Here is a 25,492-nt window from a genome sequence, read left to right on the forward strand (position 1 = left end):
AAATGAAATCTTTCTGCCTACCCAAATATACTTTTCCGAAGTCCAGTGCCGACCGATAGCCCCTGCCAGTCACTTCCCCGCAGCGGATGAGGTCTTCGCGCCCGCTTCCCATCCGGCTCATCCTTCAGGAACTCCCGCACAAAATCCTCTGATCCCAGCACCATCCCGTCCGAAAAATAACGCACCCGGCACCGCAACACCACAGAAAGGGGCAACTTCCCCTTCTCCTCCCGCAAAACCCGAACCGCATCTTCGTGAGAAATAGACGCTTTCCCCTCTTTCTCACCATCGCCAGCCCCATACAAAGTCTGCCGATAACCAGCCAGGTCCTTATCCACAACAGAGAGCCCAGCCCGAGCCAGTCGCCCACCCCCAAGAGCCTCGGCATACCCGCAAAACCGATAATCCTTAGGATCTGATACCAACCCCGCTCGAACCGCATTTAAGTCAATATAGGCCGCTACCGTTCTAAGTGCCCAACGGTCACCTTCTACCAAAACACTCTTAAATCGAGCCGACCAAAGCGGCCCAAACCGATCTCGTGAGCGGTTGAACCAAAGCGTATACCGAAGCTTCAGAGTCCGCATAAACTCCGAAACATCATGCATCCGACGTGTAAGTTCCTTCCGCAACTCCCTCCCATCAAGAAAGTTATCCTTCAAATGCCCCTCCAAAACCTCCGCGGGCATCGGATTCCAAGGCGTAGGCTTAGGATACAATTTCCGATACCGACGAACCAACTCCGCATCCGAAACCTCAGTCCCTGCCGGTGGCACCTCCACCAAAATATGGAAATGGTTCTTCATGACCGCATAAGTAACCACCCGAACCCCAGAAAACTCAGCAACCTGCCAGATCATCTTCCGCAACACCTCCCTCTCCCGGTCACCAAAGAGAGCCTCCCCATTCACCGTCCGACTCATCAGATGGTAATATGCCAATTGATCCGAAATACGATGCCTACGCCTGCCCATAAAAACTATCCTCTACCATCTAAGAAAACCGGTCAAACAAATTTAGAACTGTTATATAATCTATTTCAGAATGCATGGAGAACCGTGTTTATTCTACTCGTCTCAAAAGCCCTAACGCTTCACTCCACAAGCTTCATCGATGTCATGGAGCTCGTCTTCAGAAAACGGAGGCGCTTTCGCGGCTCCAAGGTTGTCGAGGATTTGATCTGTCCTACTGGCGCCAATTAAAGCAGAAGTAATTCCCGGCTGCCGCAATACCCAAGAAAGAGCCATTTGCGCAAGAGACTGCCCTCTCCTTTCTGCTATTTTAGCCAGCTTTCGAATCGTTTCTATATTTTCCTTAACAGCTCCTGACTTTAAAAATCCGTTCGGATTTGCAGCTCGGGAATCTTCAGGAACCCCTTCGAGATAGCGGTCGGTCAACATGCCTTGCGCGAGGGGGCAAAACGCGATTCCCCCAATTCCCTCTTCCTCTAAAGCGTCCAGCAAACCGTCCTCAACCCATCGATTGAGAATGCTGTAAGAGGGCTGATGGATGATGCAGGGTGTCCCCAAATCTCTCAGTATTCTGGCAGCCAATCGAGTCTGCTCCGGGTTGTAGGATGAAATCCCCGCGTAGAGGGCTTTCCCGGAGCGAACCGCTTGGTCTAGAGCTCCCATCGTCTCCTCCATGGGGGTTTCTGGGTCGGGGCGATGGGAATAGAAAATATCGACGTAGTCGACTCCCATCCGCAGGAGACTTTGATCGAGGCTGGACAGTAAATACTTGCGAGAGCCCCAATCGCCATAGGGGCCCTCCCACATGTGATAGCCAGCTTTGGTGGAGATGATCAGCTCATCGCGATATCCTGCTAGATCGGTGGAGAGGATTTTGCCAAAATTCCGCTCAGCCGAACCAGCGGACGGTCCGTAATTGTTCGCGAGGTCAAAATGTGTGATTCCGTGATCAAACGCACACTGGATCATACTCCGGGCGTTTTCGAAATTGTCGACATCTCCAAAGTTGTGCCAGAGTCCAAGAGAAATTTTCGGAAGCTTCAGGCCACTTCGTCCACAGCGTTCGTAAGGAACCGATTCGTAACGGTCTTTTTTCGGGGTATAAGACATACAAGTGCAATATATTGAGTCGAATGAGAGTTCCAGATCATTTCATCGGAAACTCAGATGGAATCACAAAGCCTTTAACCCTGCTTCCCCCAACCTCCTCCTCCCGGAGTCTCTACTCGTAGAGAACTGCCAGCTATTGCTTCGACGGTGCAGCCATAGGGAAGAATTTCCTCTTTGCCATCCGGATGAATCAATACCTGCCTCCCAATAGCTCCAGAACCGCCTCCATCCACGCCTTCCGGGCCATGGGTTCGATGTTGGGTAAGGAGAGACAACTCCACCGTTTCTTCAAAGAAATACTCTCGAATGACCCCGCACCCTCCTCGATTTGCTCCTTCACCTCCAGAACTCGGACGAATCCGAAAGCTCTCTACGCGTACCGGGAAACGATGCTCGAGAATCTCCGGATCGGTGATGGCAGTATTCGTCATGTGAACCTGGACCGCCGATCTTCCCGGTCCTCGCATAGAGGCGCCACTCCCCCCGGCAATCGTTTCGTAATGGGAAAACTGTTGATTGCCGAAGATGACATTATTCATCGTTCCTTGGCTGTCCGCTTCGATCTGGAAGAGTCGAATCAATGCTTCCACAAAGCGCTGACTCACTTCCACATTGCCAGCGACTACGGGCGGCATGTTATCGGGATCTTTCTCTCCAAATGAGGCGGAGAGTAAACAACCTTCTGGAATCTGAATCTCAATCGCCCTCAAGAGCCCTTCATTCAAAGGCACGTCCCGATCGACAAGTAACCGGCAGACATACAGAACCGCACTCAGGGAAACTCCGATGGGACATTGGAACGATCCTTTTCCAGAATCAGTCCCAGCCGCATCCACCACGACTCGTCCCTCCGAATCCCGCCGGGCTGCAACCTGAATGCACTCGCCGCCATCCAGGAAGACCTCTGCTTTTGATCGGAAAACTTCCTGCGACAATGCCGACAGAGTTTCCCGCATCCAGGCCTCCGACTGCTGCAAAATTCGGGCAAGGAAATGCGTCACTTTCTGCGCCCCGACTTCCTCCACCAATTCCTCCACCATTCGAGTTCCCTCCCGGATCGCGGCAACTTGGCTCAGGATATCCGCATGATTAATTTCGGGAGAACGCGAAGGGAATGGCTGACCGGTCTTTCCCGAGAGAATGTCTCGAAGCTTCCCAAAGTGATCTTCTCCCTTCCGGATCAAGTGAAACGGCTCGAGAACGACTCCTTCCTCGGCCAACGAATGGGCATCCGCGGGCATCGATCCGGCTCGGATCCCTCCGATTTCCGCATGGTGTGCTCGCACCGCCAGGAAGGCAACCGGATGATCTGATCCAGCAAAAACAGGAGCCAGAACGGTTACGTCCGGCAGATGGGAACCTCCAAAGCCTGGGTGATTGGTTACTGCAATGTCGTCGGACCTCCAATCCAAAGCGGCCGAAACCGAGCGAACGCAATGCCCCATCGCCCCGAGATGAACGGGAATATGAGGTGCGTTCACAGCTAGATATCCTTCCCCATCGAGAAGAGCACAGGAGAAATCGAGCCGTTCCCGAATGTTGACGCTGAGAGCGGTCCTGCGGAGCATCTCCCCCATGGAATCGACTACGGCCGCAAAGCGATTGCGAAACAGTTCGTGCTCCACCTCCTCCACGCTCGATTCATCGACTCTCGATAGTTCCTGGGAAAGGTCTCGGTCGAGGCGAATCGACCCAGCCTCTCCAACTCTGAATCGCCAGCCCTTTTCCACAACCAGAGTTCCAAACCGCTGGGAGATCACGCAAGGACCAACACCGTGGGTTCCGACCTCCAACGCGTCTCCATCCAGAAATGCCCCGTCATTCCTTTCCAAGGACTCTCCTTCGGGAAAATTTTCCACGGACGAATTCTCTTCCTCCACTCGGACACGAACGCGAATGGAGGCGACCTCCAAGGGGACATCACTCTGCCGGAATCCAAATATTTCTTCAAACTGACGGTGAAAACTTTCTTCCAGGTCCACTCCTTCTTCCCACTCGCAGACAAGCGTCGATTCCTGCCCGGTTAATCGAATGAATGCTTCCCGTTTCCACTCTAGCGCTTCATGGGGATCGACCTCGAACGTATCCAGCGCAAGTCGATCCAAGTCAGAAAAACAATCCGATGCATCCTCCTCAAAATCCTTCAAAGGCCGCATTACCGGACGCCGCTCCATCCGCTCAGGCCTGGCCAGTGATAGCCCCTCCGCGCTAAGAATCCCCGCACTTCCCGGCTGCAGTATGCGATTCATCCCTAAACGGTCCGCCAAGGCGCAGGCGTGCAACCCGCCACCGCCTCCAAAGGATAGCAGGGCAAAGTTTTCCGGATCCATACCATCCCGAATCGAAATCCCCCGCAGGGCGCCGGCCATCCTTTCATTGGCAATCGACCGGAATCCCTCCAAAATTCGTAACCTTTCATCGCTCTCTGCCTCGGCCCTCCCGACCTTTTCGAGAAGTGCGGTAAAGGCCTCCTCAGCGGCGTTGGAATCCAAAGGAAAACGAAAACGATCCGGATCGATCCGCCCCAGCAGCAAATGGACATCAGTGAGTGTCAACGGTCCACCTCTCCCATAGCAAGCAGGTCCGGGTTCGGCTCCTGCACTGTCTGGCCCCACAGTAAAACCAAAGCCATCAAAATCGCAGATCGAGCCTCCTCCTGCTGCGACCGTATCAATCCGGAGAGCTTCGGAATAAATCCGGGCATCGCCTACGGTTAACTCCGAACGATAGGCAAGGTCACCATCGAAACGGGATACATCGGTACTCGTCCCTCCCATGTCGAAGGCCAAAAACGGCCCGATTTCGGCACGTTGCGCTGCCGCAACCGCTCCGACCATTCCTCCCGCCGGTCCGCTCAGGAGCGAATCGACCGCACGGAATTGCTCTCGCGGGACAATTCCTCCTGAACTTGTCATCACCTCGAGACCATCCACACCCTCCGAACGAGCGATCCCGTCGAGATAACGATCCATGATGGGAGACAAATATCCCTCCACCACAGCCGTCTCTGTCCGCCGCAAATATCCGGGAAGCGAACTGATGGACGAAGCCGCGATCGCCCGCACGCCCGTCCGGGCCTCCAATTCCTCCGCGATTTCTACTTCGGACTTCGAATTCAGATATCCATTGCAGAGCGATACCACCGCAACCTCCGCATCGCTAAGCCCAACCTCCGAGATCTGAGAAAGCTCGGGACCATTCCCCTGCCGGTCGAAGCGGACGGCGACCGACTCGACCGAGTGGAAAAGAACACGCCTTTCCGGAATCGGTCGGAGAAAAAGGTCTGGGCGAGTCTGATCCCCAATTCGGAGAAGATCCTTCCACCCGTCACTGACGACCAGCGCTACCTTGGCCCCTTTGCCCTCAAGAAGAGCATTCGTCCCTCGAGTCGTAGCAACCCGCAACAACATCGGAGGGAGCGATTTCTGAAGCGGAGTCTCAGTCACCCGATGAGCTCCTAAAACCGGTGCGGAAAGACCGGTCTCGACCTCCAAGTAAGCCCCTTGGGGGATCGCTTTTCCCGAATGGGATAAAACTCCTTCCCGCAATTCCCGCACGATGCGCCCTTCGCCCAAGTCAAATCCATCAAGGAATCCGTCCGGCAAATCCCGCGCATCGACCGAAATTCGGCCATTTTCGAAAAATTCGAGACAGCGAATCCGAAGATTCCCGGTCGACAACACCTTCGATTCCATCCTCTTGCCGGATGGGCTCCAGGCGACAATATCCGTAAAAGTCCCTCCGGTATCGGCCGAGATTTTCCAAATTCCTGTCATACGGTTCGGTTCCATTGTTACCTTCTCCTCTGCAGATTTTGGACAAACGCCTTCGGGTCAATCCGCAAGACCTACCCGGTGCCCGCCTTCCTAAAAAGATGACCTCATCCAGTAAACTCTAGTCGCCTGAAATCATACTTTTGTTCCCGAAATACAACTTCGAGGTCTAAGCGGTTGTCGAAACCTCCATTTTTTCGTAACTTCTAACCTTCATGAGCAAATCTACTCCCGGCCAATGCTGCGCACCGCGATTCGAAAGCCCGAAAGGATGCCAAACACCCTCTCGGAGCGAGGAAATCCCCTTGGAGACGGATCCAGTTACCCATGCAGTCTCGGATTGCAACTGCGGCATGATTCGGCTCGAGGGAGGCACCTTCCGGATGGGGACGGAGGATGAAGACGGTTGGCCCGCCGATGGCGAGGGCCCGATCCGGGAAATTACTCTCTCCCCCTTTTATGTCGATCCGACGACGGTCACCAACGAAGAGTTTCAAAAATTCGTCGACGAAACCGGATATCGCACCGAAGCCGAACGATTTGGCTGGTCCTATGTTTTTGCGGTTCTCCTTCCAAAATCGAAGCAACGGAAGCTACGCAATTCCCAGACCGTTCAGGGGCTCAACTGGTGGTATGCGATTGAGGGAGCGTCCTGGCTCAAGCCCGAGGGGCCCGGCTCGAACATCAAAAAACGCATGGACCATCCCGTCGTCCACGTTTCCTGGCATGATGCCCAGGCCTACTGCAAATGGGCGAATAAACGCCTCCTGACCGAAGCTGAATGGGAATTTGCGGCTCGTGGTGGCGAAGACCAGACACGCTACCCGTGGGGAAACGAACTCACTCCGAAAGGGAAGCACCGGTGTAACATCTGGCAAGGGAACTTTCCCCTGGAAAATACCGCCGACGACGGCTACATCGGCACCGCCCCGGCCCGCTGTTACCGCCCCAACGGGTTCGGGCTCTATAATGTCTGCGGTAACGTCTGGGAATGGTGCCGTGACTGGTTTAGCCCATCCTGGCACCTATCGGGTCCATCGGCGGATCCAAAGGGTCCCGAAACCGGCGAGCAGCGGTCTATGCGCGGCGGATCCTTCCTCTGTCACAAATCTTACTGCAATCGCTACCGCCTCGGAGCCCGCACCGGGAATACTCCCGATAGCTCGACCTCAAACTGCGGCTTTCGATGTGCTCGAGACGTCGCCGAATAAGCCCCAAAGCCTTCCGTTAAAAGATCTGTAAATCTTCGAAGGGCCGTGATTATCACGGTTTTATGGTTGATTCCCCCGTATAAGCAGACACAGTAAAGGATGTGAAACTACCCTAGTTTCTCAATATACATATACATCGTAATCCAAAAGGAGTATCATAATGAATAAATCCAAAAAAGGTTTCACCCTCGTGGAAATCATGATCGTGGTCGTCATCATCGGCCTCCTCGCCGCTATGGCGATTCCCGCGTTCCAAAAAGTTCGTGAGAACTCACAACAGAAGACCGTTTTGAACAACTTGCGTCAGATCGCTTCTGGAGGTCAGCAATACATCCTTGAGAAAGGCACTGACAACGCTAGCTTCTCAGCTCTGGAAGGAGTCTATTTTCCTACAATCAAAACCGTTGCAGGCGAAGACTATTCTGGCCTAACCGTGTCTTCTGATTCAGGATCGCTCTCAATTGACGTCGCAGGTAAGACGATCGTCTATACCTACTAATCAGTAGAATTAATTTCCTTTGTCAGCCGCTCCTTTCATTTGAAAGGAGCGGCTTTTTTCTTGCAACTGAGGACGTTCGACAAACAAAAGGTCCCATGCTCTAAAGAGGTAAAATAGACTCCAAAAATGAATCCAGCTCTTCAAGATTCTCGCATTCCTTTACTCCGGTTGGGACTATTTCTGCTTGTTGCAGCCCTCTCTTTTTACCTTGGTTTTTTCGCCTTTGGAATCGGCACAGCCGTCAATGTTGTCCGTGGATCGGCCTATGTAGTTCTCCTGTTCTCGGTTGGAGGATTTGTCTGGTTCGGCCTCCGGATTTTCAAGGCTCATAGGTCAGAAATATGCAAGGCCTACCGGCACCCAGTCGCTTGGATCGTCATAGCTGGGACGGGATGGCTAATGTTCGCCAATCAGCCTCTCGGCTACCGGACGGTCATGGATGAGATTATTCTCTCAAGCACCTCTCGCCAATTCCACCTCGAAAGAGAACCTCTGGTTCCCCGCAGCGCGTTTATTGAACGAGGAGAGCTGAAAGTTGACCGGGCCTTTCTGGACAAGCGCCCCCTCCTCTATCCCTTCTTTGTTTCCATCCTCCACGACACAACCGGGTACCGAATCGAGAACGCCTTCTACCTGAACGTTGCGTTCTCTTTCGCCCTCCTCCTGTTGGCATGGGGAATTGGTTTTGCAATTGCCGGTCTGCCCGGAGGGATTTTTTCAACCGTCATTCTGGCAACGCTCCCATTGATTCCAATGATGGGCTCAGGCGGCGGGTTCGAAATCGCAAACACTCTATTCACGGTCATCTTTTTTCTGTCGGTCTGGGCATGTCTCGAGAAACCTGGAACCGATTCCATTTCCTTCCTGATTTTCGCAACCATTCTCTTGGCCCACCTCCGCTATGAGTCTGCCCTTTTCGTTCTTTTCGCTGGAATTACGATCTTATTTGCTTGGAAAAAGTTGGGCCATATCCGAATCCCAGCTTCATTGTTACTTGCCCCTTTTCTCTTAATCATTCTCCCACTCCAGCAACAGGTGTTTGAGGGCAACGAAAAATTCTGGCAGCTTGATGACGTTGAAGGGGCGAGTTCCGTTTTCTCTCTTCAATACGCTCCAGACAATCTAGGCCACGCACTGAACTATTTTCTATCCGGCGAAAACTACGTCCCAACCTCTCTCCTTTTATTTCTACTGGGAAGTATTGGAGTCATATTTGTCGCAATCCATCTCCGCCGATGGCTATTGGATAGAGAGGCAAAGAAACAGGCCATGGCGATTTTCTGGTGCGCCCTTCTTTTGCAGGCTTTCCTCATTCTAACTTACTTTTGGGGGCAACTCGACCAGCCCATAATCTACCGACTATCCTTTCCCATTTGGATATGGTTTTGGATTAGCGCACTTTATTGCTTCCGAACTTGGCTGACCCGCCCCAACATTGGAAAAATCCTGCTATCCATTTCGATTGGGACTTTCATCTTATTCTCGATACCGAACTACTCCACACATGCATTCAGTCTTCGGCACGCACCTCCCGAAATCTACAATCGCACTTCAGCGTGGGCCAATGAGAACCTGACCTCCCGAAGCATGATACTGACTCGAACTGCACCCTTTTGGATCAACATGGGGATGCCGTCCTACGCCCCCGCAAAAACTGATGATTCCCTGTCGCTGTTGAAGCAGATTCGGAACAGTAAAGCCTACGATGGCCTGTACCTCTTCGAGCCAACCCGCATCGATTCCGATTCCAAATCCTTTGTTCCTATGGAGCCACTTCCGATCGTAGACCGGCTTACTACCGATTTAATTTGGGAGTTCCAAGCTGATGAAGCCTATGGAGCAAGGATTCTCAAGATTGTGGACATCGATGCGTCTCCCGTTCCAAACAAGGACGAAGAGGACTCATCCCAAGCAGAGAAGGGATCGCTTACTCTAAGTGAAACCGCGATTTATTCATCTGAATTGGAAGCCGCCACGAATGTCATCTCGGAGAATGACAATGGCTGAAATATGAATTATCTTATTCACAACCTCTAGAATTCAGCCCCCTTAGATTATAGCTTCATGAGCGACTTAAGTTTTGTTATCCCGGCCTACAACGAAAAGCAAAGCCTTCGCCCACTGCATCAATCAATAGCAAGGGCGATGGAACAACTTCCAGATCTTTCCTGGAAGGTTCATCTAGTCGACGATGGCAGTTCTGATGGGTCATGGGAGGAGATCCAATCACTATGCACGATGGATCCCGACCATGTGAGCGCGATCCGCCTACGTCGCAACTTTGGAAAAGCCGAAGCGTTGCAAGTTGGATTCGATGCGTCCACCGGTCCGATCGTCATCACAATGGATGCAGATCTACAGGATGATCCCTCAGCGATCACGGTTTTTTTGGAGAAGATGGAAGAAGGCTTTGACCTCGTTTCAGGATGGAAACGAAAACGTCATGACCCCCAAGGCAAAGTTCTTCCTTCAAGGGTTTTCAACTTCCTCGCCCGGGCTTCCAGCGGAATCCGGCTCCACGATTTCAACTGTGGATTCAAAGCATACCGCCGAGAAGTCGTTGACCAGATTCGTCTTTATGGCGAAATGCACCGGTTCACCCCCATTCTAGCGGACGCCGAAGGCTTTCGGATCGGAGAAATCGAGGTACCTCACCATCCCCGAAAATTCGGGAATTCCAAATATGGTGCGCGTCGCTTCATCAAAGGATTCCTGGACTTGGCGACTGTTACAGTGATGACCCGATACTTACGGCGCCCTGCACACGTATTCGGAGGGGTCGGAGCGGGCTCCCTAGTAGTAGGATTCTGCGTCCTTTTCTATCTCTCCTTTCGGAAGATTGTCCTCGGAATCAATATTGAGCAGCGGCCGCTCTTCTTTCTCGGAATTCTCCTCCTTCTCCTCGGAGTTCAGCTGATCTCCATTGGAATCCTTGCCGAGCTCGTAAATTTCCACAATCGACAAGAAGTCCGCAATCACATTGCAGAAAGTACGGATCCTACCGAATCGAGGTCGAAATCATCCGCAAAGGTATGAAGCCTCCCGCCAAAATCTCATCAGCGAATCTCTATGATCGTCTTTCGCTGATTTTGCTAACGGGATTTGTCTGCATTGTTCTGATCACTCTTCCCGACTTTGGAATGAGCTGGGACGAGCCCGCCCGTTGGCAGGGAGGCCAACAAAAACTGCTATACTATCATGCATTATTCAGCGGTGAGGATCCCAGCGTGTTCGTGCAGACTCCCGACCGCTACCCCGGTCTCTTCGATCTAAGTGTTGCGCTGTTAAATGAGGCTACGGGATTAGGCCTGTTTCTTTCCGGGCACATCTTGAGCTCAGTTTTCGGTATTCTTGGAATCATTGCGGTTTGGAGGATCGCTCACCTCATGGGCGGCCCCCGAGCTGGTTTTTGGGCTCTCCTGCTGATTGTTCTTTTTCCCCGCTATTACGGACATCTGTTCTTTAACCCGAAAGATATACCATTCGCAGCAGCTTGGGCATGGGCAACCTACGGATTGATCCGCATATTTCCCTCTCTCCCACTTCCCTCTTACAAGAAGAGCATCGGACTCGGAGTTCTTATCGGTCTCTGTATCTCCATCCGTTTCGCCGGAGTTTTTCTCATCGGAGTTTCGGCAATAGTCGCTCTCATCGCTCTGGGTCTTCAGATCCGGGACGGCACGATTCCAAAAGGGAAGCGAGGAATTTCATTGATCAGGCTCGTCTCGCGCGGTCTCACCCTTTGTCTGGCCTCGCTCCTGACCATGTTACCGTTTTGGCCCTACGCCCAACAGTTCCCGGTCGAGGCGCTCCTCGGTGCAGCAGAGGCGACAGCTCACTACGATTGGAATGGGCTTGTTCTGTATTGCGGTGAGTATGTCCCCGCAAAGAACCTTCCTTGGCACTACCTCCCGGTATGGCTCGCCATAACGACACCTCTCACCCACTGGGCATTACTCATTCTTGGATTGATTCTAGCCCTCTTCGCTTTGGCAAAAAGAAGGATAATGAACATAAGAAGCGGGAGGACCTTACTCCTTATTTTAATTATCCTCGCCCCTCCCACAGCCGCCACACTGAAGGGCTCAACCATCTATGATGGTTTACGGCATTTCCTCTTCCTACTACCATTAATCGCCGTTCTCTGTGGCCTTACATTCGATCAGTTGCTTCGACGCCTCAGCCGTTTTGGAAAACGTGTCAATTTCGCACTCTCGGTCATCCTTATTGCCACAACAATCCCTATCATTGTTTCACTTATCCGGCTTCATCCTTATCAATACACATACTTCAATTCCTTTATTGGAGGATTAAAGGGAGCAGAAGGAAAGTTCGAAACCGATTATTGGGCTCTCAGTCACCGCGAAAACATTCTCAAAATTCGCGAAAGTATACCTCCCTCGGAAACCAATGGGCTACGGGTCTATAGTCGTTACCTTCCTTCTAATCTACTTCTCTTTGGAGACCCGAACTGGCAAATCGTATCGAATCCAAACAAAGCAGATTTAATCTTCATCACCTACCGAATCCCTTCCAGCCAGAGATACTCTGGAGAGGAGGTTCTCAGTATTGGCCGGGATGGTGTTCCATTCTCATCCGCGATCATGCCTATACGCCCCGGGAAAGAAGAGATTGGAAACGATTAGAATCCCGCTCCTAGGTTTTTGGAACTTGCGGGCAGTCGGCACCTTTCGAAAACGATTGCTTAGGCACACACCACCCGAGGACGAAAGTGACAACATCTCCGAGACTAAGAATGATCCTGTGAGAGGAAAGTAAGAGAATTGCCTCAGGTTCGCCAATAAATGGTCCAAGGAAAGCGAGTGCGACAACCTCCCGCACTCCGATGCCAGCAGGAGCTCCCGGCGTAAAGAATCCAACTGTCCATGCAAGAGACATCACGCCTGTACAGAAGAGTATCGATAAGCCTCCTTCGGGGAACAGGACCCACCCGATCCACCACGCTGTAACGCCTAAAAATACGAAGTTGAGAAAATAACAACTTCCAAGAAATACAAATGACCGAAGTCCGAACCAGCTTTCTCGGGTAAACCTGCTCCTCAGCTCCAACAACCACGATCTCAAGGCCCTTCGGAAAAGAACAAGAACTCCTCCTGCAAGCACCACCCCCAGAAGGACAGCCAGGATAAGCCAATACAATCGACCTTTCTCAGCCTGAACATAATCGATCAACGAGGATGGGAGAATGATTCCTGCGACGATCCCCCCACAGAGAAGAAGAATAATCGACTCGATGATAATGGAAGTGGTCGCAACAGGCAGAGAAATCCCCATACCCCTCACCATCACGACTTTCCCGATCAAATGTCCGACATTACCGGGGATATACCGCGCGATCTGAGAGATAAAGACGATTCGAATCGCACTAGTCCGACTTACGATCGAGCCTAAAAGCCACAGAATCCGTCGCCAGGCAAGAGCCCCAATCGCAACCTGAAAGGGGACAAAAAGAAGAATCCATCCCAACTGGACGATTTCCCTGCCACCCAAGGTGCCAGGAGGAAACTCTCTCGTGGACTCATAAAACTTCCATCCAAAATAGATTGTAGCTCCCAAGGCCAAGAGGCTTCCGAGGACTCTCAACCAGAATTTCATGGTTTTCTAGCCAGCATAATATATCCATTTCCCAATTGGGTTTTTAAGAACAACCGCTGAAGAAATATAAACACCTTGATTGAAATTCTCCCGGGAAGCGATTGCTGCAACCCAAAATATCGAGATTCAAAACTTCGAGAAATTCCGCTGTGAGCGGTCTTCGAGTCCATACTCTCATGCAAGGGCCCCTGCCTCGAATCATTTGAAATCCTCCGGGCACGCAAGGCTGTCGTGATGAGAGCAAGAGGAAACCCATAGCATTCGAGCTTCTCGACGAGCATTCCATTTTCGCCGGCGATACGAACCAAGTCCTCATTTTCGTACCGCCGGAAATGCCCGGCCCATTCATCCGTAGCATCCCAACGTTTCTGGTGGGCTGGAACCGATAGAATCAATCCTCCTCTCGGCTTAAGGAAGGAAGCCCACTCTTCAAAAGCCGAAGAGTCGTCTTCAATGTGCTCAAGAACCTCGCAGGCAATTACATAATCGAATGTTTGTCCTGCCAGTCGTCGTTGATCCGAGCACAATTCAATCCTCTGATCTCGATCTCTAATATAATCGGCCAAGGCGAGGGCATCACTTGAAGTGTCCAACCCGACACATTCCCAGCCAGCGCGCGCGAAATCCTTCAATAAGGCACCGCTCCCAGGGCCTATTTCCAAAATCCGCCCTGGTTTCTCAGCCTTCATCCAGGAGAGCAACCGCGCTCTTCGCATGAGATACCTAGGTGCCGGAACCCAAGATTTCTCGAGAACCACGACGCCAAAATCTCGATCATAGTACATAATTTAGATTTTCAGGGATCTCCTCAAACGTAAAGCAAATCAACATGTGAGGAGCATGGGATTCGGTGAGCAGAACATAGGTCCTCAAAGAAAACTTTGGCGGATCCTAACCACTCATCCCCTCGTTTCAGGCACGACCTCGCGGAAAACCTGGCAGACTTGTTCACCAATCTTATCCAACGTCCAAGTTTCCTCATAAACCTCCTGGGCCTCCACCGCAATCCGAGTCCTGAGGTCCTCGGAATCCCTCAGCTTTAGAATTGCCCGCGCAATTGCCTCCGGATCCCCTACTGGGACCATTATGCAATCCCGACCATCGGAGAGGATCGAGCGAACCGCAGGCGTATCTCCAGTAATCAGAGGTAATCCCAAACGAATCATTTCAAAGACTTTATTTGGAATAACCCGTCGGGCCTTAGGTGTCGTTCCGAAAATCCCAAGCCCCACATGACATGCCGAATCCCTTCTCGCAAGTTCGACTGAGGGAGTCCAGCCATGCCATTCAATGTTAGTGATCTTCCGCCGAATCGCTTCGCGCTTTGAACGCTCGGCCGTTTGCCCATCCGCTGTGATCACAAATTGCACCCCCTCTTCCAGAAGGATCTCAGCGGCACTTACGATATACTCCAGCCCCTGCAAAGGGATCGATTTCCCATGAAAAACCACCGTGAATTTCTCCCGTTTCTCAATCTCCGAATAGACATGATAAACAGCCTGATCACATCCCACTGGAATCGGGGTGATCTTTTTCCGCGCAATTCCAAAGGTTTCTGCGAAAAAATCGGCGTGCTCGGGGGTATCTACAAGAATATGATCAGCCAAGGAGCATGAAGAGCGATCCAACCAAAAGAACGCTTTTGCCTTCAACCCGTCCTCTTTCAAGGTCTCCCGATCCATCACCAAGCTATCCCATAGCGAAACGAAAGCATCGAAGACAATCGGCTTTCTTTTGCAAAACGCCAACAGTCTACAGGTGAACATGTCCCAATGCCCCGGATACCCGACCAAATAGCAATCCGTTTGATGAAAAAGTCCTCTAAAAAACAACCAAAGGCACCCAAAGAAATACTTGACCGAGAGCCATAAGAGGAGACCAAAGCCGATCTTAAATTTGTGGGGAACCCCTTTCCAAAGATCAATTCGAAGCTCAGTTACCTCGATCCCACTCAATCTCAACCCATTGGCGATCGTTCGGTTCCTGGGGTAATCTGATTCAAAGCTTCCGATGTACGTGATTCGCATTCCTGCCCTTAGAGAGATTGATGATCAAGTAGCATCTGATTTATTACTCAGCTTTCCGAATAGACCAATTCAAAAGCAGTTCATTCGACAAAGAATACCAACGGAGAAAATCGACCAAATCGGATACCGCACGAGACCATTCAATAGGTTCGACCCTCACCTTCACCTTGATCTGCTTCGCAATGGGCCAGCCTTCATGTTCTCCCAACTGCGCCCCGTAACAATCGCAAGTGTTCACATTCAGAGAAAACACCGACATCGAGAAAGAAGTGAGTAAATCAAAAGACTCTCTTTTTGCATTACACCGCTGGACGGTGGGGCTGCCGTAAAAACTGCATCCCGAGACTTTTTTATAGCTGGATTTATGAATACTCATCCAATCCTCGAAAGGGATAGGCTTGCCTCTGCGGATGCTCGACACTTATGAGATGTTCGCATGCGGATCACAGGAGGAAAAGCTGCAGGCGTTCGTCTGCAAGTGCCCAAGAAAGGACCCGAGGTGCGTCCGGCGACCGACCGGATGAGGGAGTCTGTTTTCTCCAGTCTGGGGCCGGATATCGGAAATACTCGCATTCTTGATCTTTTCGCCGGCACAGGCGCCTATGGCCTTGAGGCTTTGAGCCGGGGGGCACGCGAGGTGATCTGGGTAGAGTCCGCTCGAAAAACCGCCTCTTTGCTGGAACTGAACCGTCAGGAGGTCGAGAAGTCCATGGGGCAGCGTTCCAGCAGTCGAGTTCTCATCCGCGATATTCGCAAGCATGGGCTACGGGCGGGAGAGCGGTTTGATTACATTTTTGCGGATCCCCCGTATGAGTTGGCCGACCGCTTGCTTTCCGAAATCTTTCTGATTGCGGGTCAACATCTTGCCGAGTCCGCCGATTCCAAGTTTCTGCTCGAAGTTCCGGGGCGACTTACCGTAGAAGAAAGTGGCTGGGAGGAGACCCGCCGATTTGGTGGCGATAAGTCTGGCCCGTCTCTACGCGTTTTTGTCCGAACATCCGAGTGAATACACCGCCCAAACCAACCAATCCGATCACACGGAGTAATGCACTTTTCCTGACTCTTGCCGGAGCGGTGGGTGCCGGCATCGGTGCCCTCCTCTTCGCCCTCATTGAACGAGCTGCCGACACTCCTCTCCGGGTGATCCACGAAACCTATCCTTGGCTCCCCCCGCTGATCATTCCAGCCATGCTCTTTCTGATCCTATGGCTGCGAGACCGATATTTTATCGGAACGGATGGGACGGGGATTCCTCAAACTATCGCTGCCCTCCGCATCGGACCGGGGGAGGATCGCGACCGACTCCTATCAATCCGAGTCGCTGGCGGAAAGATTCTCCTGACCGCATTGGGCCTGATATCTTTCCTCTCCATCGGGCGCGAGGGTCCATCCGTTCAACTTGGGGCCTGCTGCATGCACTCTCTTTCGCGGCTGCGTGGGGTTCCTCAACATTTGGTTGACCGGGGCCTCATCCTCGCTGGAGGAGCCGCGGGCATTGCTGCCGCTTTTAACGCGCCAATCGCGGGGATCGTCTTCGCAATGGAGGAGATCGGCCGTTCATTCGACAAACGGAACATGGGCGTAATCGTCCGCACAGTGATCATCGCCTGCGTACTCTGCGCCATCGGAATGGGCAATGGATATTTCTACGGCGATCTCGATCAGGGACGGTCTCCGATGCTGATTGAGGGGTGGAAGCCGTGGATTGCCGTATTGATTATCGGGGTAGTCGGAGGATTCCTCGGAGGAGCCTTCTCAAAGTTGCTCCTGCTGACAATGCCGGTCGTGTCGGCTCTGATTCGCAAACACAAACTCCTCACCGCCCTAGGAATCGGAGCGGCGATCGCAGCCATCGGGATCGCCTCCGACGGACAATCCTACGGCAGTGGCTATGCTCAAGCAAAAGCTCTCGTCTCCGAAGGTAGCCCGGTCTTTTTTGAGTCGCTCCCGAGCGAGATCCAAGAAGAGCTCCTCCATCTGCGCGAAGGGATTACCCCCCTCTATCCGGCCTATCGAGCCTCTGCCTCCTTCCTGGTTCTCCTGACTGCGATTCCCGGCGGGCTTTTCGACCCTTCTTTCTCGGTGGGAGCTGGCCTCGGGGCGACGACCTACCCGTTCTTATCATGGACTGGCATCGAGCTGCAGGCGGTTCTTCTCCTCTTCATTGCCTCCTACTTTTCCGGAGTGGTCCAGAGCCCGATGACCTCCTTTATCATTTTGTTGGAAATGACCGGGGTGCTTCTATTCTCTCTCCCTCTCGCGACCGCTGCGATTATCGGATACTCCGTTTCCAAATGGATCTGCCGCGATGCACTCTACGAATCGCTCGCAGAGAACTTTATCGATCGGAGAAACTTATAGAATCGCCCAATTTGCTTGGGAGACCGCCGGAGATACGGTGAAAGTCGCGTAAATATTCCGCTATTGGAACATTTCGGCTTTTCTACTCTTGAGTAGATGGTCAACTTGATAAGGTGCTTTTTCTGGAGATATTAATTTTGATTCCGCTGTTCGCCGGGTTCTTCCTCGGGGTTCACGCTATCGCACGCCCGGCCTCTCCGCCCAATTTCGAATCATTTTTCAAGCGCAAGTATCGCCGCCCCGAATGGAATGAGCGCAATCCCGAGGCCTTCACCCAGAAAGTTGGCTGGATTGTTCTCCTCGGGAGTATCCTCTACGGATGTCTGATCGTGATTCCCTGGATTTTGCGCTAATTTAAGTTTTATTCTCGTCACGTTGAACGTTCTCCAGTAAACCAATCGGAGAATCGTTTGGGGAAGAGAGATCCCCAAGATTGAGAACTAAAGCCTAAATTCTGAGCGCAGACCCAATACTCGATCGGTCGTGGATATAGAAATTCTTTCCCGCATCCAATTCGCCTTTACGATTGGATTTCACTACCTCTTCCCTCCGCTCACGATCGGAGTCGGACTCAACCTCGTGATCATGTCGGCATTCTGGCTCAAGACCCGGAACCCGATCTATCACAACATGGGACGGTTTTGGACCAAGGTCTTCGGGCTCATCTTCGCAATTGGAGTTGCGACTGGGATCGTAATGGAGTTCCAGTTCGGCACGAACTGGGCCACTTACTCTCGATTCGTGGGAGACGTGTTTGGCTCTCCCCTCGCGATTGAGGGGATCTATGCCTTCTTCCTCGAATCCGGGTTCCTTGCGATCCTGCTATTCGGATGGGACAAAGTTGGCCCCAAACTCCATTTCTTTGCAACCTGCATGGTCGCTCTCGGAGCCCACTTCAGTGCGATATGGATTCTTGTGGCCAATTCCTGGATGCAGACGCCAGCAGGTTTCCACCTCGCCAAGAAGGTAAAGATCGCTGCGGACGGCACCCAATACCCACTCTCCGCAGACCTTCCTGCAGGAACATTCTCGATCAAAGAGATTCCTCTTCCCAAAGACTACATTCTCCAACAATCGGACTTGGACAGCATCCGGGCCGTGATCACCGATTTCTGGGATATGGTCTTCAGTCCATCTTCGATGGATCGACTCATTCACACCATCCTCGCTTGCTGGTTGGCGGGCACCTTTTTGGTCATCAGCATTAGCGCCTACTATCTACTAAAAAAGCGCCACATCGCATTCGCCAAGGCCAGCATGCGGATTGGTCTCGTCGTGGCGGCAATCACCACCGTTCTGCAGTTCTGGAGCGCAGATTCCACGGCTCGTGGAGTCGCGGAGAACCAACCCGTGAAATTGGCTGCAATCGAAGGCTTGGCAGACTCGACCACTGAAGCACCTATCGCAGTCATCGGAACCGTATCTTGGGAACGAGATGCAGAAGGCAATGTCACCGGAATCAACGAAAATTCAGTCAAGATTCCAGCCCTCCTCAGCATCCTGGTTTCCGGCGACTTCCTCCACCCTTCCAAAGCTGCCGGGGTGGAGATCAAAGGCCTCAACGATTTGCCGAGTGACGAGTTCATCAAATCTCGCCATCCCGATGCCACTCCTGAAGAGATAGAAAAGATCCGACCGGAATACTGGCCCAACGTGCCGGTCGTTTTCCAAACCTACCACATTATGATCTTCTGTGGCGTGGCTCTATTTGTCATCGCCTGGCTTGGTCTTTTCCTCTGGAAAACCGGACGTCTCTGGGCAACCGACAAGAAGTTCACCCGGCTCTTCCTCATCGTTTGCGTTTTCTCGGTATTCCTCCCGCAACTAGCCAGTCAGGCGGGTTGGTTCACCGCGGAAATGGGAAGACAACCATGGATCGTATACGAAATCCTTCAGACCAGTGAGGCACTCTCGAAAGCCGTAAAGGCCGAGCAGGTGCTTTTCTCCCTGATTATGTTCACTTTGATCTATATTCTCCTCTTCATGGTCTTTGCCTACACCTTGAACAGTAAGATCAAGCACGGTCCCAGCGACGACCACTCGGGAAATCAACTTCCGGAAAAATGGCGATCGGTCGCCGTTCTGGAAAAAATGAGACACGACAAATCAGAGTAATGGAATTCGACCTACCCACCTTCTGGTTCATCCTCGTTGGAGTCCTGTTCACTGGCTACGCAATGCTCGACGGTTTCGACCTCGGCGTCGGGGCTCTTCACCTTTTTACCAAAAAGGATGAAGAGCGGAGAATCCTCATAAACTCGATCGGACCCGTCTGGGATGGGAACGAGGTATGGCTCGTCACTGGCGGAGGTGCATTATTTGCGGCTTTCCCCGAGGTCTACGCCACCGTCTTCTCCGGCTTCTACGACGCCTTCATGCTGCTTCTTTTCGCGCTGATCTTTCGAGCTGTCGCAATCGAGTTTCGCAGTAAACACCCGGGCCGCATTTGGCGTCGCGGCTGGGATATCGGCTTCGCGAGCGGGAGCCTGCTCTCCTCTCTATTGATCGGCGCGGCCATGGGGAATGTGGTCTGGGGAATTCCTCTCGACGAGAATCACGAGTTCACCGGAAATATCCTCACCCTTCTCCATCCTTATGCCCTCCTGCTCGGGATCACGACCGTGGCCCTGTTCACGATGCATGGAAACATCTACCTCATCCTGAAAACCGAAGGAGAACTTCAGGAAAAGCTTCGCAGATGGGTAAAGATCACGATTCCCATTTTCATGATTCTCTTCCTAGTCGTTGGACTCATCACTCCATTTACCTGTCCTCACGTCCAAAGAGCATTCGATCAACGGCCCATGATCCTTCTCCTGCTCTTCACATTGGCACTTCTTTTGGCCTTCAACATTCCCCGGGAGATTTACAAGGGTCGCGAACTTGTCGCTTTCTTGAGCTCCTGTGGGACGATGCTCGCCCTGATGACCCTATTCGGATGCAGCGTCTATCCTTTCATGGTGTCTTCGACTCCTAATCTCGAAAACTCCCTGACGATCTACAATGGCTCCTCGACCGAACAAACCCTCAGGTTCATGGCAATTGTCGCTCTCATCGGAGTTCCCATTGTCCTGACCTATACGGCCTCGGTCTATTACATCTTTCGCGGCAAAGTTGAGATTACCGAAGAGAGCTATTGATTTCTCCCTTTGCTCATTCCTTTAGATCCTATCCATGCACGAAATCCAAACTGAACCTTTCGGCCAACTTCCCGATGGCCGCGAAGTTACCCGCTTTACCCTGACCAATGCCAACGGCATGATTGTCCGCGTCATCAACTACGGCGGAATCATCCAGCAGATTTTGGTCCCCGACCGCGACGGCAACCTCGCTGATGTCGTTCTCGGCGAACCGGATCTGGCCGGCTATCTCGACCATCACCCCCACTACGGAGCCATCACAGGACGATTTGCCAACCGAATCCGCAACGGGCAATTTGTTCTCAATGGGCACCAATATCAGCTGCCTAAAAATAAAGATGGACTCCATTGCCTCCACGGTGGCGCGAAGGGATTCGACAAAAGGCTCTGGTCGGCCGATACAATGACGGATGGAGGCGACTCGGTCGTTCACCTCTCCTATACCAGCCCCCACGAAGAGGAAGGCTTTCCCGGTGAATTGGAAACGGTGGTCAGCTATCGACTGACCGAGAACAACGAGCTCCGGATCGACTACGCCGCCCACTCGAACCGGACCACGATCATCAACCTCACCAATCATTCTTACTTCAATCTCGGTGGTCAGGAAAACCTGTCTGCTCGCGATCACGAGGTTTGCATCAAGGCACCCTACTTTGCTCCGACCGATGAGGCCGATATCCCCACCGGCGAGATCCTCTCAGTCGAGGGAACGGATTTTGATTTTCAGGAGTCCGCTCTCCTCGACACGAAAATGAAAGGAAACCATCCGCAACTCGTAAAAACCGGAGGTTTCGACCACTCATTTGTGTTCGGCAAGAGGCACTCTGATCGCCCTTGGGACTGTCGAGTCGTCCACCAACCAACAGGGAGGACGATGGAGGTTCTCACCAGCGAACCCTGTGTCCAGCTTTATACAGGCAATTCACTCGGCGAAACCGAGGTAGCGGGCAAAAATGGAAAGACACCGGTAAAGCATCAGGCTCTCTGTCTGGAGACTCAGCACCTTCCAGACTCCCCGAATATACCGTATTTCCCCTCGACCCGTCTGGAGCCGGAAGAAACGTTCCGGAGCTTCACGACCTATCGGTTTGGGGTCTTATAATCTGATCCATTGATGTTGTCGCTGGCAGCCGCACTGCTGGTAACGAGAATCTTCCCGAGTTAACGGAAGCTACGGCCTCTGTCGCGGATAACCATGTCCGCAAATATCTCGTATCGGTGAACCCGAGATATCCAGGAAATCCGCCGTCGGATTTGGGCCGCCTACGGCAGGCTCTCCCGACGGGCCTAAAAAGGGATGAGATTTAAGGGCCAATTGGCCCCCAGAATAAGGGCCCAAGACCCAACGGCAAAAAAGAGGCTGAGAAACACCGCTCCACTTCCGATATCCTTCGCCCTTTTGGCAAACGGATGGAGGTCGGTCGAAATATAATCGACGCAGCATTCGATCGCCGAATTGAGCAACTCAGTAATCAAAACCAAAAACACCACTCCGATCAGGAGAACCTTCTCCACAACCGGAATCTCTAAAAGTAGAGCCGCGGGAATCAATACACAAGCAGCAACGCATTCCTGACGGAACGCCGCCTCATGCTTCAGGGCCGCGCCGATCCCTTCAAGCGAATGGAAAAAAGCCAGTCCAACCCTTCGCAGGCCATCGGCCTGAAACGGTTTAATCTTTTCCTTAGCGGAAGAACTCTCTCCTGAAACACTCATGATCTGCTCTCCCTTTTTCCGATTAATTTTAGGAAGCGTATTCTTCTTCAACAAACTCTTTTATCCGAGCGAGTCCTTTATCGAGAACATCGTCCGACGTCGCATAACTGAGTCGGATTCCGGTTTGGGAACCGAATCCTTCCCCTGCGACTACAGCGACGAGCTTTTTCTCGAGAAGCCGATCAGCAAATTCCACCGGCGCAACGCCGAGATCCCGGATATCTGGAAACAGGTAAAATGCTCCGGTAGAACGGACGCAATTTACCCCCGGAATGCTATTCAAACCATCCAAAAGCTTCAGACGGCGACGATCAAAGACCTGAAGCATATCTTTCACCTCACGCATCGCCTGCTCCCAATTACGCATTGCGGCCAAAGCTCCGTATTGGGCAAAAGTCGTCGCATTGGAAGTCGTCTGACTCTGTAGGCTGGCCACAGCCTTGGCAATCGGCGCATCCGCGACCAAAGTTCCAAGACGCCACCCCGTCATCGAGAAGGTTTTGCTGAAGCCGCTGACCGTGATGACCATCTTCGCCGCCTCTTCCGAAATCGAAGCCGGAGAGAGGTGTTCACTGTTGTCGTAAAGGAGATATTCGTAGATCTCATCCGACAAGATCAAGATACCGTGCTCTAAGCAAATCTCCACAAGCTGGCGGATCAGCTCGGGGGGATAAACTGCCCCGGTCGGATTCGACGGACTATTCAGGATGAGTAGCTTCGTCTTCTCAGTCAGAGCTCCACGAAGCGCTTCTGGATCAAGCCGAAACCCGTTTTCCGGACCGGTCTCCAAGATCTTCGGAACCGCCCCGGCCAACTGAACCATTTCAGGATAGCTGACCCAGAAAGGCGCCGGAATCAAAACCTCATCCCCTGGGTTGCAGACTGCTTGGATTGCCAAGTAGCAACTAAACTTCCCGCCCGGACTGACGACCACCTGAGAGGGATCGCACGAGGCGAGACCATTATCCTGAAAATATTTTTCGGCGAGGGCCGCCCGTAGGTCTGCCAAGCCGGCTGCGGGTGCGTACTTGGTCTTCCCATCATGGATGGCCTGTATGCAGGCCTCCTTGATAAATTCCGGAGTATCGAAATCCGGTTCTCCGGCTCCGAAGCCGCAAACGTCCCGCCCTTCCGCTTTCAGGGCCTTCGCTTTTGCATCAACGGCCAAAGTCGGTGAGGGTTGAATTGCAGCCGCTCGTGCGGAGAGAAATCTGGGAGAACCGTCCATCCGTTTTTAAAGAATATGAGAAGTGGTGAGAGACAAGCCAGATGAGGCCCGACTGAAAAGAATTTTCTCAGTCCAGACCTCCGAAGGCAAGAAGGACCGGGTGAAAAAATTCCACCCGGTCCCCGTTGAATCCGTAAATCCTAAATAGCCTGATCAGACTTAAGACTTGCGCTTACGGGCGGTCTTGCGGGCCGCTTTCTTCGCTGTCTTTTTCGTAGCCTTCTTGGTCGCTTTCTTCGCTACCTTTTTGGCTGTAGCCTTTTTAGCGGCTTTTTTCGAAGCTTTCTTTGCTACTTTCTTAGCCGCTTTTTTGGTGGCCTTTTTGGCAGCCTTCTTGGTGGTCTTTTTCGCAGCTCTCTTGACAGCTTTCTTGGTCGTTTTCTTCGCCGCCTTCTTCGCTACCTTCTTAGTAGCTTTCTTTGCGGCTTTTTTCACGACCTTTTTCGAAGCCTTGCGGACAGCTTTTTTGGCCGTGGTCTTCTTGGCCGCCTTGCGAGACACTTTCTTGGCCGCCTTTTTCGCTGTTTTCTTTGCAGTTTTCTTCGCCATTTCAGTTTTCTTAGTTTCCCGAACCACTTCTCGAAGTGGCTTTTTGGAGAGCGCGTCAAGGGCGGCGCGCAACACTTCTCCAAAGCTTGCATTGTTTTGCTTGGAAACTCTAGCGACTTCGTCCCTGAGATCCTGATCTAAACGAACCGACAATTGCCTGGTCTCGGAAACATCCGCCTTAAACTTACTGTAATCGTAGAGCTTCAGAGCGATCCGAATAATTTGGCTCAGGTTTTTCGCGTCAGTCTTACTGACAAGCGTTTCAAGTTGTTTGAAGGACTGTTCGTCCACTTCAAACGTGAGAGGTGATGAGAAGTTAGATGCCATAACAAAGAATTAGTTTACCTACCTAATCCTTTTGTAACCCGCGAGTCAATACTGATTTAACAGGTCAATTTCCGGACAAAATTGACCCCGCTGGAATCGATAAAGAGGAAGGCAGAAAGATCTGAGGTTGTAACTCTAATTCAACTTCAGCGTCATCAATTCGTAGCTCCGTGCGATTACGGGTGCGCTCGTCAAAACCTTCGAGCCGTCGAACAATCCAAGTATCGTCGATTTTCTTAAAACTCCTGACCTCCAGAGAACGCACCGGGTTGTCCTCCGAATCTAGATACTCTACGCGGACCGGGGCGTCGAAACGAGCGTCCAAAGCAACCCTGACCGCGACAATGCCTTCCTCCTGCAGGACTGGAACCCAGCTAGTAGGAGGTTCGAATCGGAACCAATGCGCCGGGCTGTCTGCCACCCGCTCAGATCCGTCATAGAGGGCGTTGGGCCAATCCAAATAGGGTGCAGTTAGGTCAAATGCCGTCAAATCCAGATCGGGAAACAAGGGTTGGAATAGATCCTCAGGGGGCAATGAAATCACCTCTCCCTCAAAGGTCCAAGCCCACCCTTGCGGGTCCGATCCACCAACAAATAAAAACCGCTGAGTCGGCTGAAACCCTTCCGGGTCCAGATCGATCCTCATTTTCAAAGCACGGCCCGACCAACCGGAATAGATGCGAACCGGCATCGTCACTTTCTTCCCGCGACGGGGGTAATGAATCAATCGACCTTCAAAAATCGAATCCAGACCTCCCCGCGAAGAGCGGAAATTCTGCAAAAACTGCTGCGATTCGGACTGATCCAGGGGGTCAACCTCTCGCGTAGTCCGCCCCATTTCCCTCCGAACCTGGCCCTGCAAGGAGATCTGCGCGAGAACTCCCAACAGGAGGAAAATGACCACCCGAGATCCACGGCCTGCGCGCCGCATACAATGCTGGGCCTTAAGCAGAAGCCGCCCCTT

General features: G+C 52.2%; 21 protein-coding genes. 11 read left to right on the plus strand and 10 right to left on the minus strand.

The window, feature by feature from the left end:
- Positions 1-17: 17 nt before the first annotated feature.
- The 3 genes from H5P30_RS17420 to H5P30_RS17430 form a co-directional block, all read right to left on the minus strand.
- The gene (locus H5P30_RS17420; RefSeq protein WP_185694189.1) at positions 18-974 is read right to left on the minus strand and encodes a transposase; all 957 of its coding nucleotides are present in this window, start codon (positions 972-974) and stop codon (positions 18-20) included.
- 111 nt (positions 975-1,085) lie between these two features.
- Complete coding sequence (gene mgrA / locus H5P30_RS17425; RefSeq protein WP_185694190.1) at positions 1,086-2,081, minus strand: L-glyceraldehyde 3-phosphate reductase; 996 nt, start codon at positions 2,079-2,081, stop codon at positions 1,086-1,088.
- 74 nt (positions 2,082-2,155) lie between these two features.
- Positions 2,156-5,857: a hydantoinase B/oxoprolinase family protein gene (locus tag H5P30_RS17430; protein ID WP_185694191.1), complete on the minus strand. Its 3,702-nt coding sequence runs from the start codon at positions 5,855-5,857 to the stop codon at positions 2,156-2,158.
- 212 nt (positions 5,858-6,069) lie between these two features.
- Here H5P30_RS17430 and H5P30_RS17435 point away from each other — a divergent pair, with 212 nt between their 5' ends.
- The 5 genes from H5P30_RS17435 to H5P30_RS17455 all read left to right on the plus strand — a co-directional run bounded on the left by H5P30_RS17435 (position 6,070) and on the right by H5P30_RS17455 (position 12,210).
- Positions 6,070-7,065 (plus strand): formylglycine-generating enzyme family protein, encoded by a 996-nt coding sequence (locus H5P30_RS17435; protein WP_185694192.1) that lies wholly within the window; start codon positions 6,070-6,072, stop codon positions 7,063-7,065.
- Between the two features lie 160 nt (positions 7,066-7,225).
- Positions 7,226-7,564: a prepilin-type N-terminal cleavage/methylation domain-containing protein gene (locus tag H5P30_RS22310; protein ID WP_185694193.1), complete on the plus strand. Its 339-nt coding sequence runs from the start codon at positions 7,226-7,228 to the stop codon at positions 7,562-7,564.
- 126 nt (positions 7,565-7,690) lie between these two features.
- Entirely contained in the window at positions 7,691-9,571 is a 1,881-nt protein-coding gene (locus H5P30_RS17445) for a hypothetical protein (protein WP_185694194.1), read from the plus strand.
- A gap of 57 nt (positions 9,572-9,628) precedes the next feature.
- Positions 9,629-10,600, plus strand: coding sequence for a glycosyltransferase family 2 protein (locus H5P30_RS17450; RefSeq protein WP_185694195.1), 972 nt, complete (start codon positions 9,629-9,631; stop codon positions 10,598-10,600).
- The gene (locus H5P30_RS17455; protein ID WP_185694196.1) at positions 10,597-12,210 is read left to right on the plus strand and encodes an ArnT family glycosyltransferase; all 1,614 of its coding nucleotides are present in this window, start codon (positions 10,597-10,599) and stop codon (positions 12,208-12,210) included. The genes H5P30_RS17450 and H5P30_RS17455 overlap by 4 nt, the downstream gene beginning before the upstream one ends.
- Positions 12,211-12,220: 10 nt before the next feature.
- Here the strand turns inward: H5P30_RS17455 and H5P30_RS17460 are convergent, their stop codons facing one another.
- The 3 genes from H5P30_RS17460 to H5P30_RS17470 all read right to left on the minus strand — a co-directional run bounded on the left by H5P30_RS17460 (position 12,221) and on the right by H5P30_RS17470 (position 15,207).
- The gene (locus H5P30_RS17460; protein ID WP_185694197.1) at positions 12,221-13,180 is read right to left on the minus strand and encodes a lysylphosphatidylglycerol synthase domain-containing protein; all 960 of its coding nucleotides are present in this window, start codon (positions 13,178-13,180) and stop codon (positions 12,221-12,223) included.
- Positions 13,177-13,965: a class I SAM-dependent methyltransferase gene (locus H5P30_RS22765; RefSeq protein WP_185694198.1), complete on the minus strand. Its 789-nt coding sequence runs from the start codon at positions 13,963-13,965 to the stop codon at positions 13,177-13,179. Before H5P30_RS22765 ends, H5P30_RS17460 begins: the two co-directional genes overlap by 4 nt.
- 114 nt (positions 13,966-14,079) lie before the next feature.
- The gene (locus H5P30_RS17470; protein WP_185694199.1) at positions 14,080-15,207 is read right to left on the minus strand and encodes a glycosyltransferase; all 1,128 of its coding nucleotides are present in this window, start codon (positions 15,205-15,207) and stop codon (positions 14,080-14,082) included.
- A gap of 436 nt (positions 15,208-15,643) precedes the next feature.
- On the opposite strand from H5P30_RS17470, the gene H5P30_RS17475 reads away from it, so the two are divergent.
- The 6 genes from H5P30_RS17475 (at position 15,644) to H5P30_RS17500 (ending at position 21,810) form a co-directional block, all read left to right on the plus strand.
- A complete protein-coding gene (locus H5P30_RS17475; RefSeq protein ID WP_185694200.1) occupies positions 15,644-16,213 on the plus strand; it encodes an RsmD family RNA methyltransferase in 570 nt (189 codons plus the stop codon).
- Positions 16,210-17,568: a chloride channel protein gene (locus H5P30_RS17480; RefSeq protein WP_185694201.1), complete on the plus strand. Its 1,359-nt coding sequence runs from the start codon at positions 16,210-16,212 to the stop codon at positions 17,566-17,568. Before H5P30_RS17475 ends, H5P30_RS17480 begins: the two co-directional genes overlap by 4 nt.
- Before the next feature lie 137 nt (positions 17,569-17,705).
- Complete coding sequence (locus H5P30_RS17485; protein WP_185694202.1) at positions 17,706-17,921, plus strand: hypothetical protein; 216 nt, start codon at positions 17,706-17,708, stop codon at positions 17,919-17,921.
- 130 nt (positions 17,922-18,051) lie between these two features.
- Positions 18,052-19,683, plus strand: a complete 1,632-nt coding sequence (locus H5P30_RS17490) for a cytochrome ubiquinol oxidase subunit I (RefSeq protein ID WP_185694203.1) — start codon at positions 18,052-18,054, stop codon at positions 19,681-19,683.
- Positions 19,683-20,708, plus strand: a complete 1,026-nt coding sequence (cydB, locus tag H5P30_RS17495) for a cytochrome d ubiquinol oxidase subunit II (RefSeq protein WP_185694204.1) — start codon at positions 19,683-19,685, stop codon at positions 20,706-20,708. The genes H5P30_RS17490 and cydB overlap by 1 nt, the downstream gene beginning before the upstream one ends.
- Positions 20,709-20,742: 34 nt before the next feature.
- On the plus strand, positions 20,743-21,810 hold the full coding sequence (locus tag H5P30_RS17500; protein WP_185694205.1) for an aldose epimerase family protein: 1,068 nt from the start codon (positions 20,743-20,745) through the stop codon (positions 21,808-21,810).
- Between the two features lie 185 nt (positions 21,811-21,995).
- On the opposite strand, the gene H5P30_RS17505 is transcribed toward H5P30_RS17500, so the two are convergent.
- The 4 genes from H5P30_RS17505 to H5P30_RS17520 form a co-directional block, all read right to left on the minus strand.
- Positions 21,996-22,424, minus strand: a complete 429-nt coding sequence (locus H5P30_RS17505) for a diacylglycerol kinase (protein WP_185694206.1) — start codon at positions 22,422-22,424, stop codon at positions 21,996-21,998.
- Between the two features lie 28 nt (positions 22,425-22,452).
- Positions 22,453-23,652, minus strand: a complete 1,200-nt coding sequence (locus H5P30_RS17510) for a pyridoxal phosphate-dependent aminotransferase (RefSeq protein ID WP_185694207.1) — start codon at positions 23,650-23,652, stop codon at positions 22,453-22,455.
- A gap of 159 nt (positions 23,653-23,811) precedes the next feature.
- On the minus strand, positions 23,812-24,528 hold the full coding sequence (locus H5P30_RS22770) for a CopG family transcriptional regulator (protein WP_185694208.1): 717 nt from the start codon (positions 24,526-24,528) through the stop codon (positions 23,812-23,814).
- Between the two features lie 64 nt (positions 24,529-24,592).
- Entirely contained in the window at positions 24,593-25,432 is an 840-nt protein-coding gene (locus H5P30_RS17520) for an outer membrane lipoprotein-sorting protein (RefSeq protein ID WP_185694209.1), read from the minus strand.
- Positions 25,433-25,492 lie beyond the last annotated feature (60 nt).

It is taken from the genome of Puniceicoccus vermicola (assembly GCF_014230055.1).
GTDB classification, from domain to species: Bacteria; Verrucomicrobiota; Verrucomicrobiia; order Opitutales; family Puniceicoccaceae; genus Puniceicoccus; species Puniceicoccus vermicola.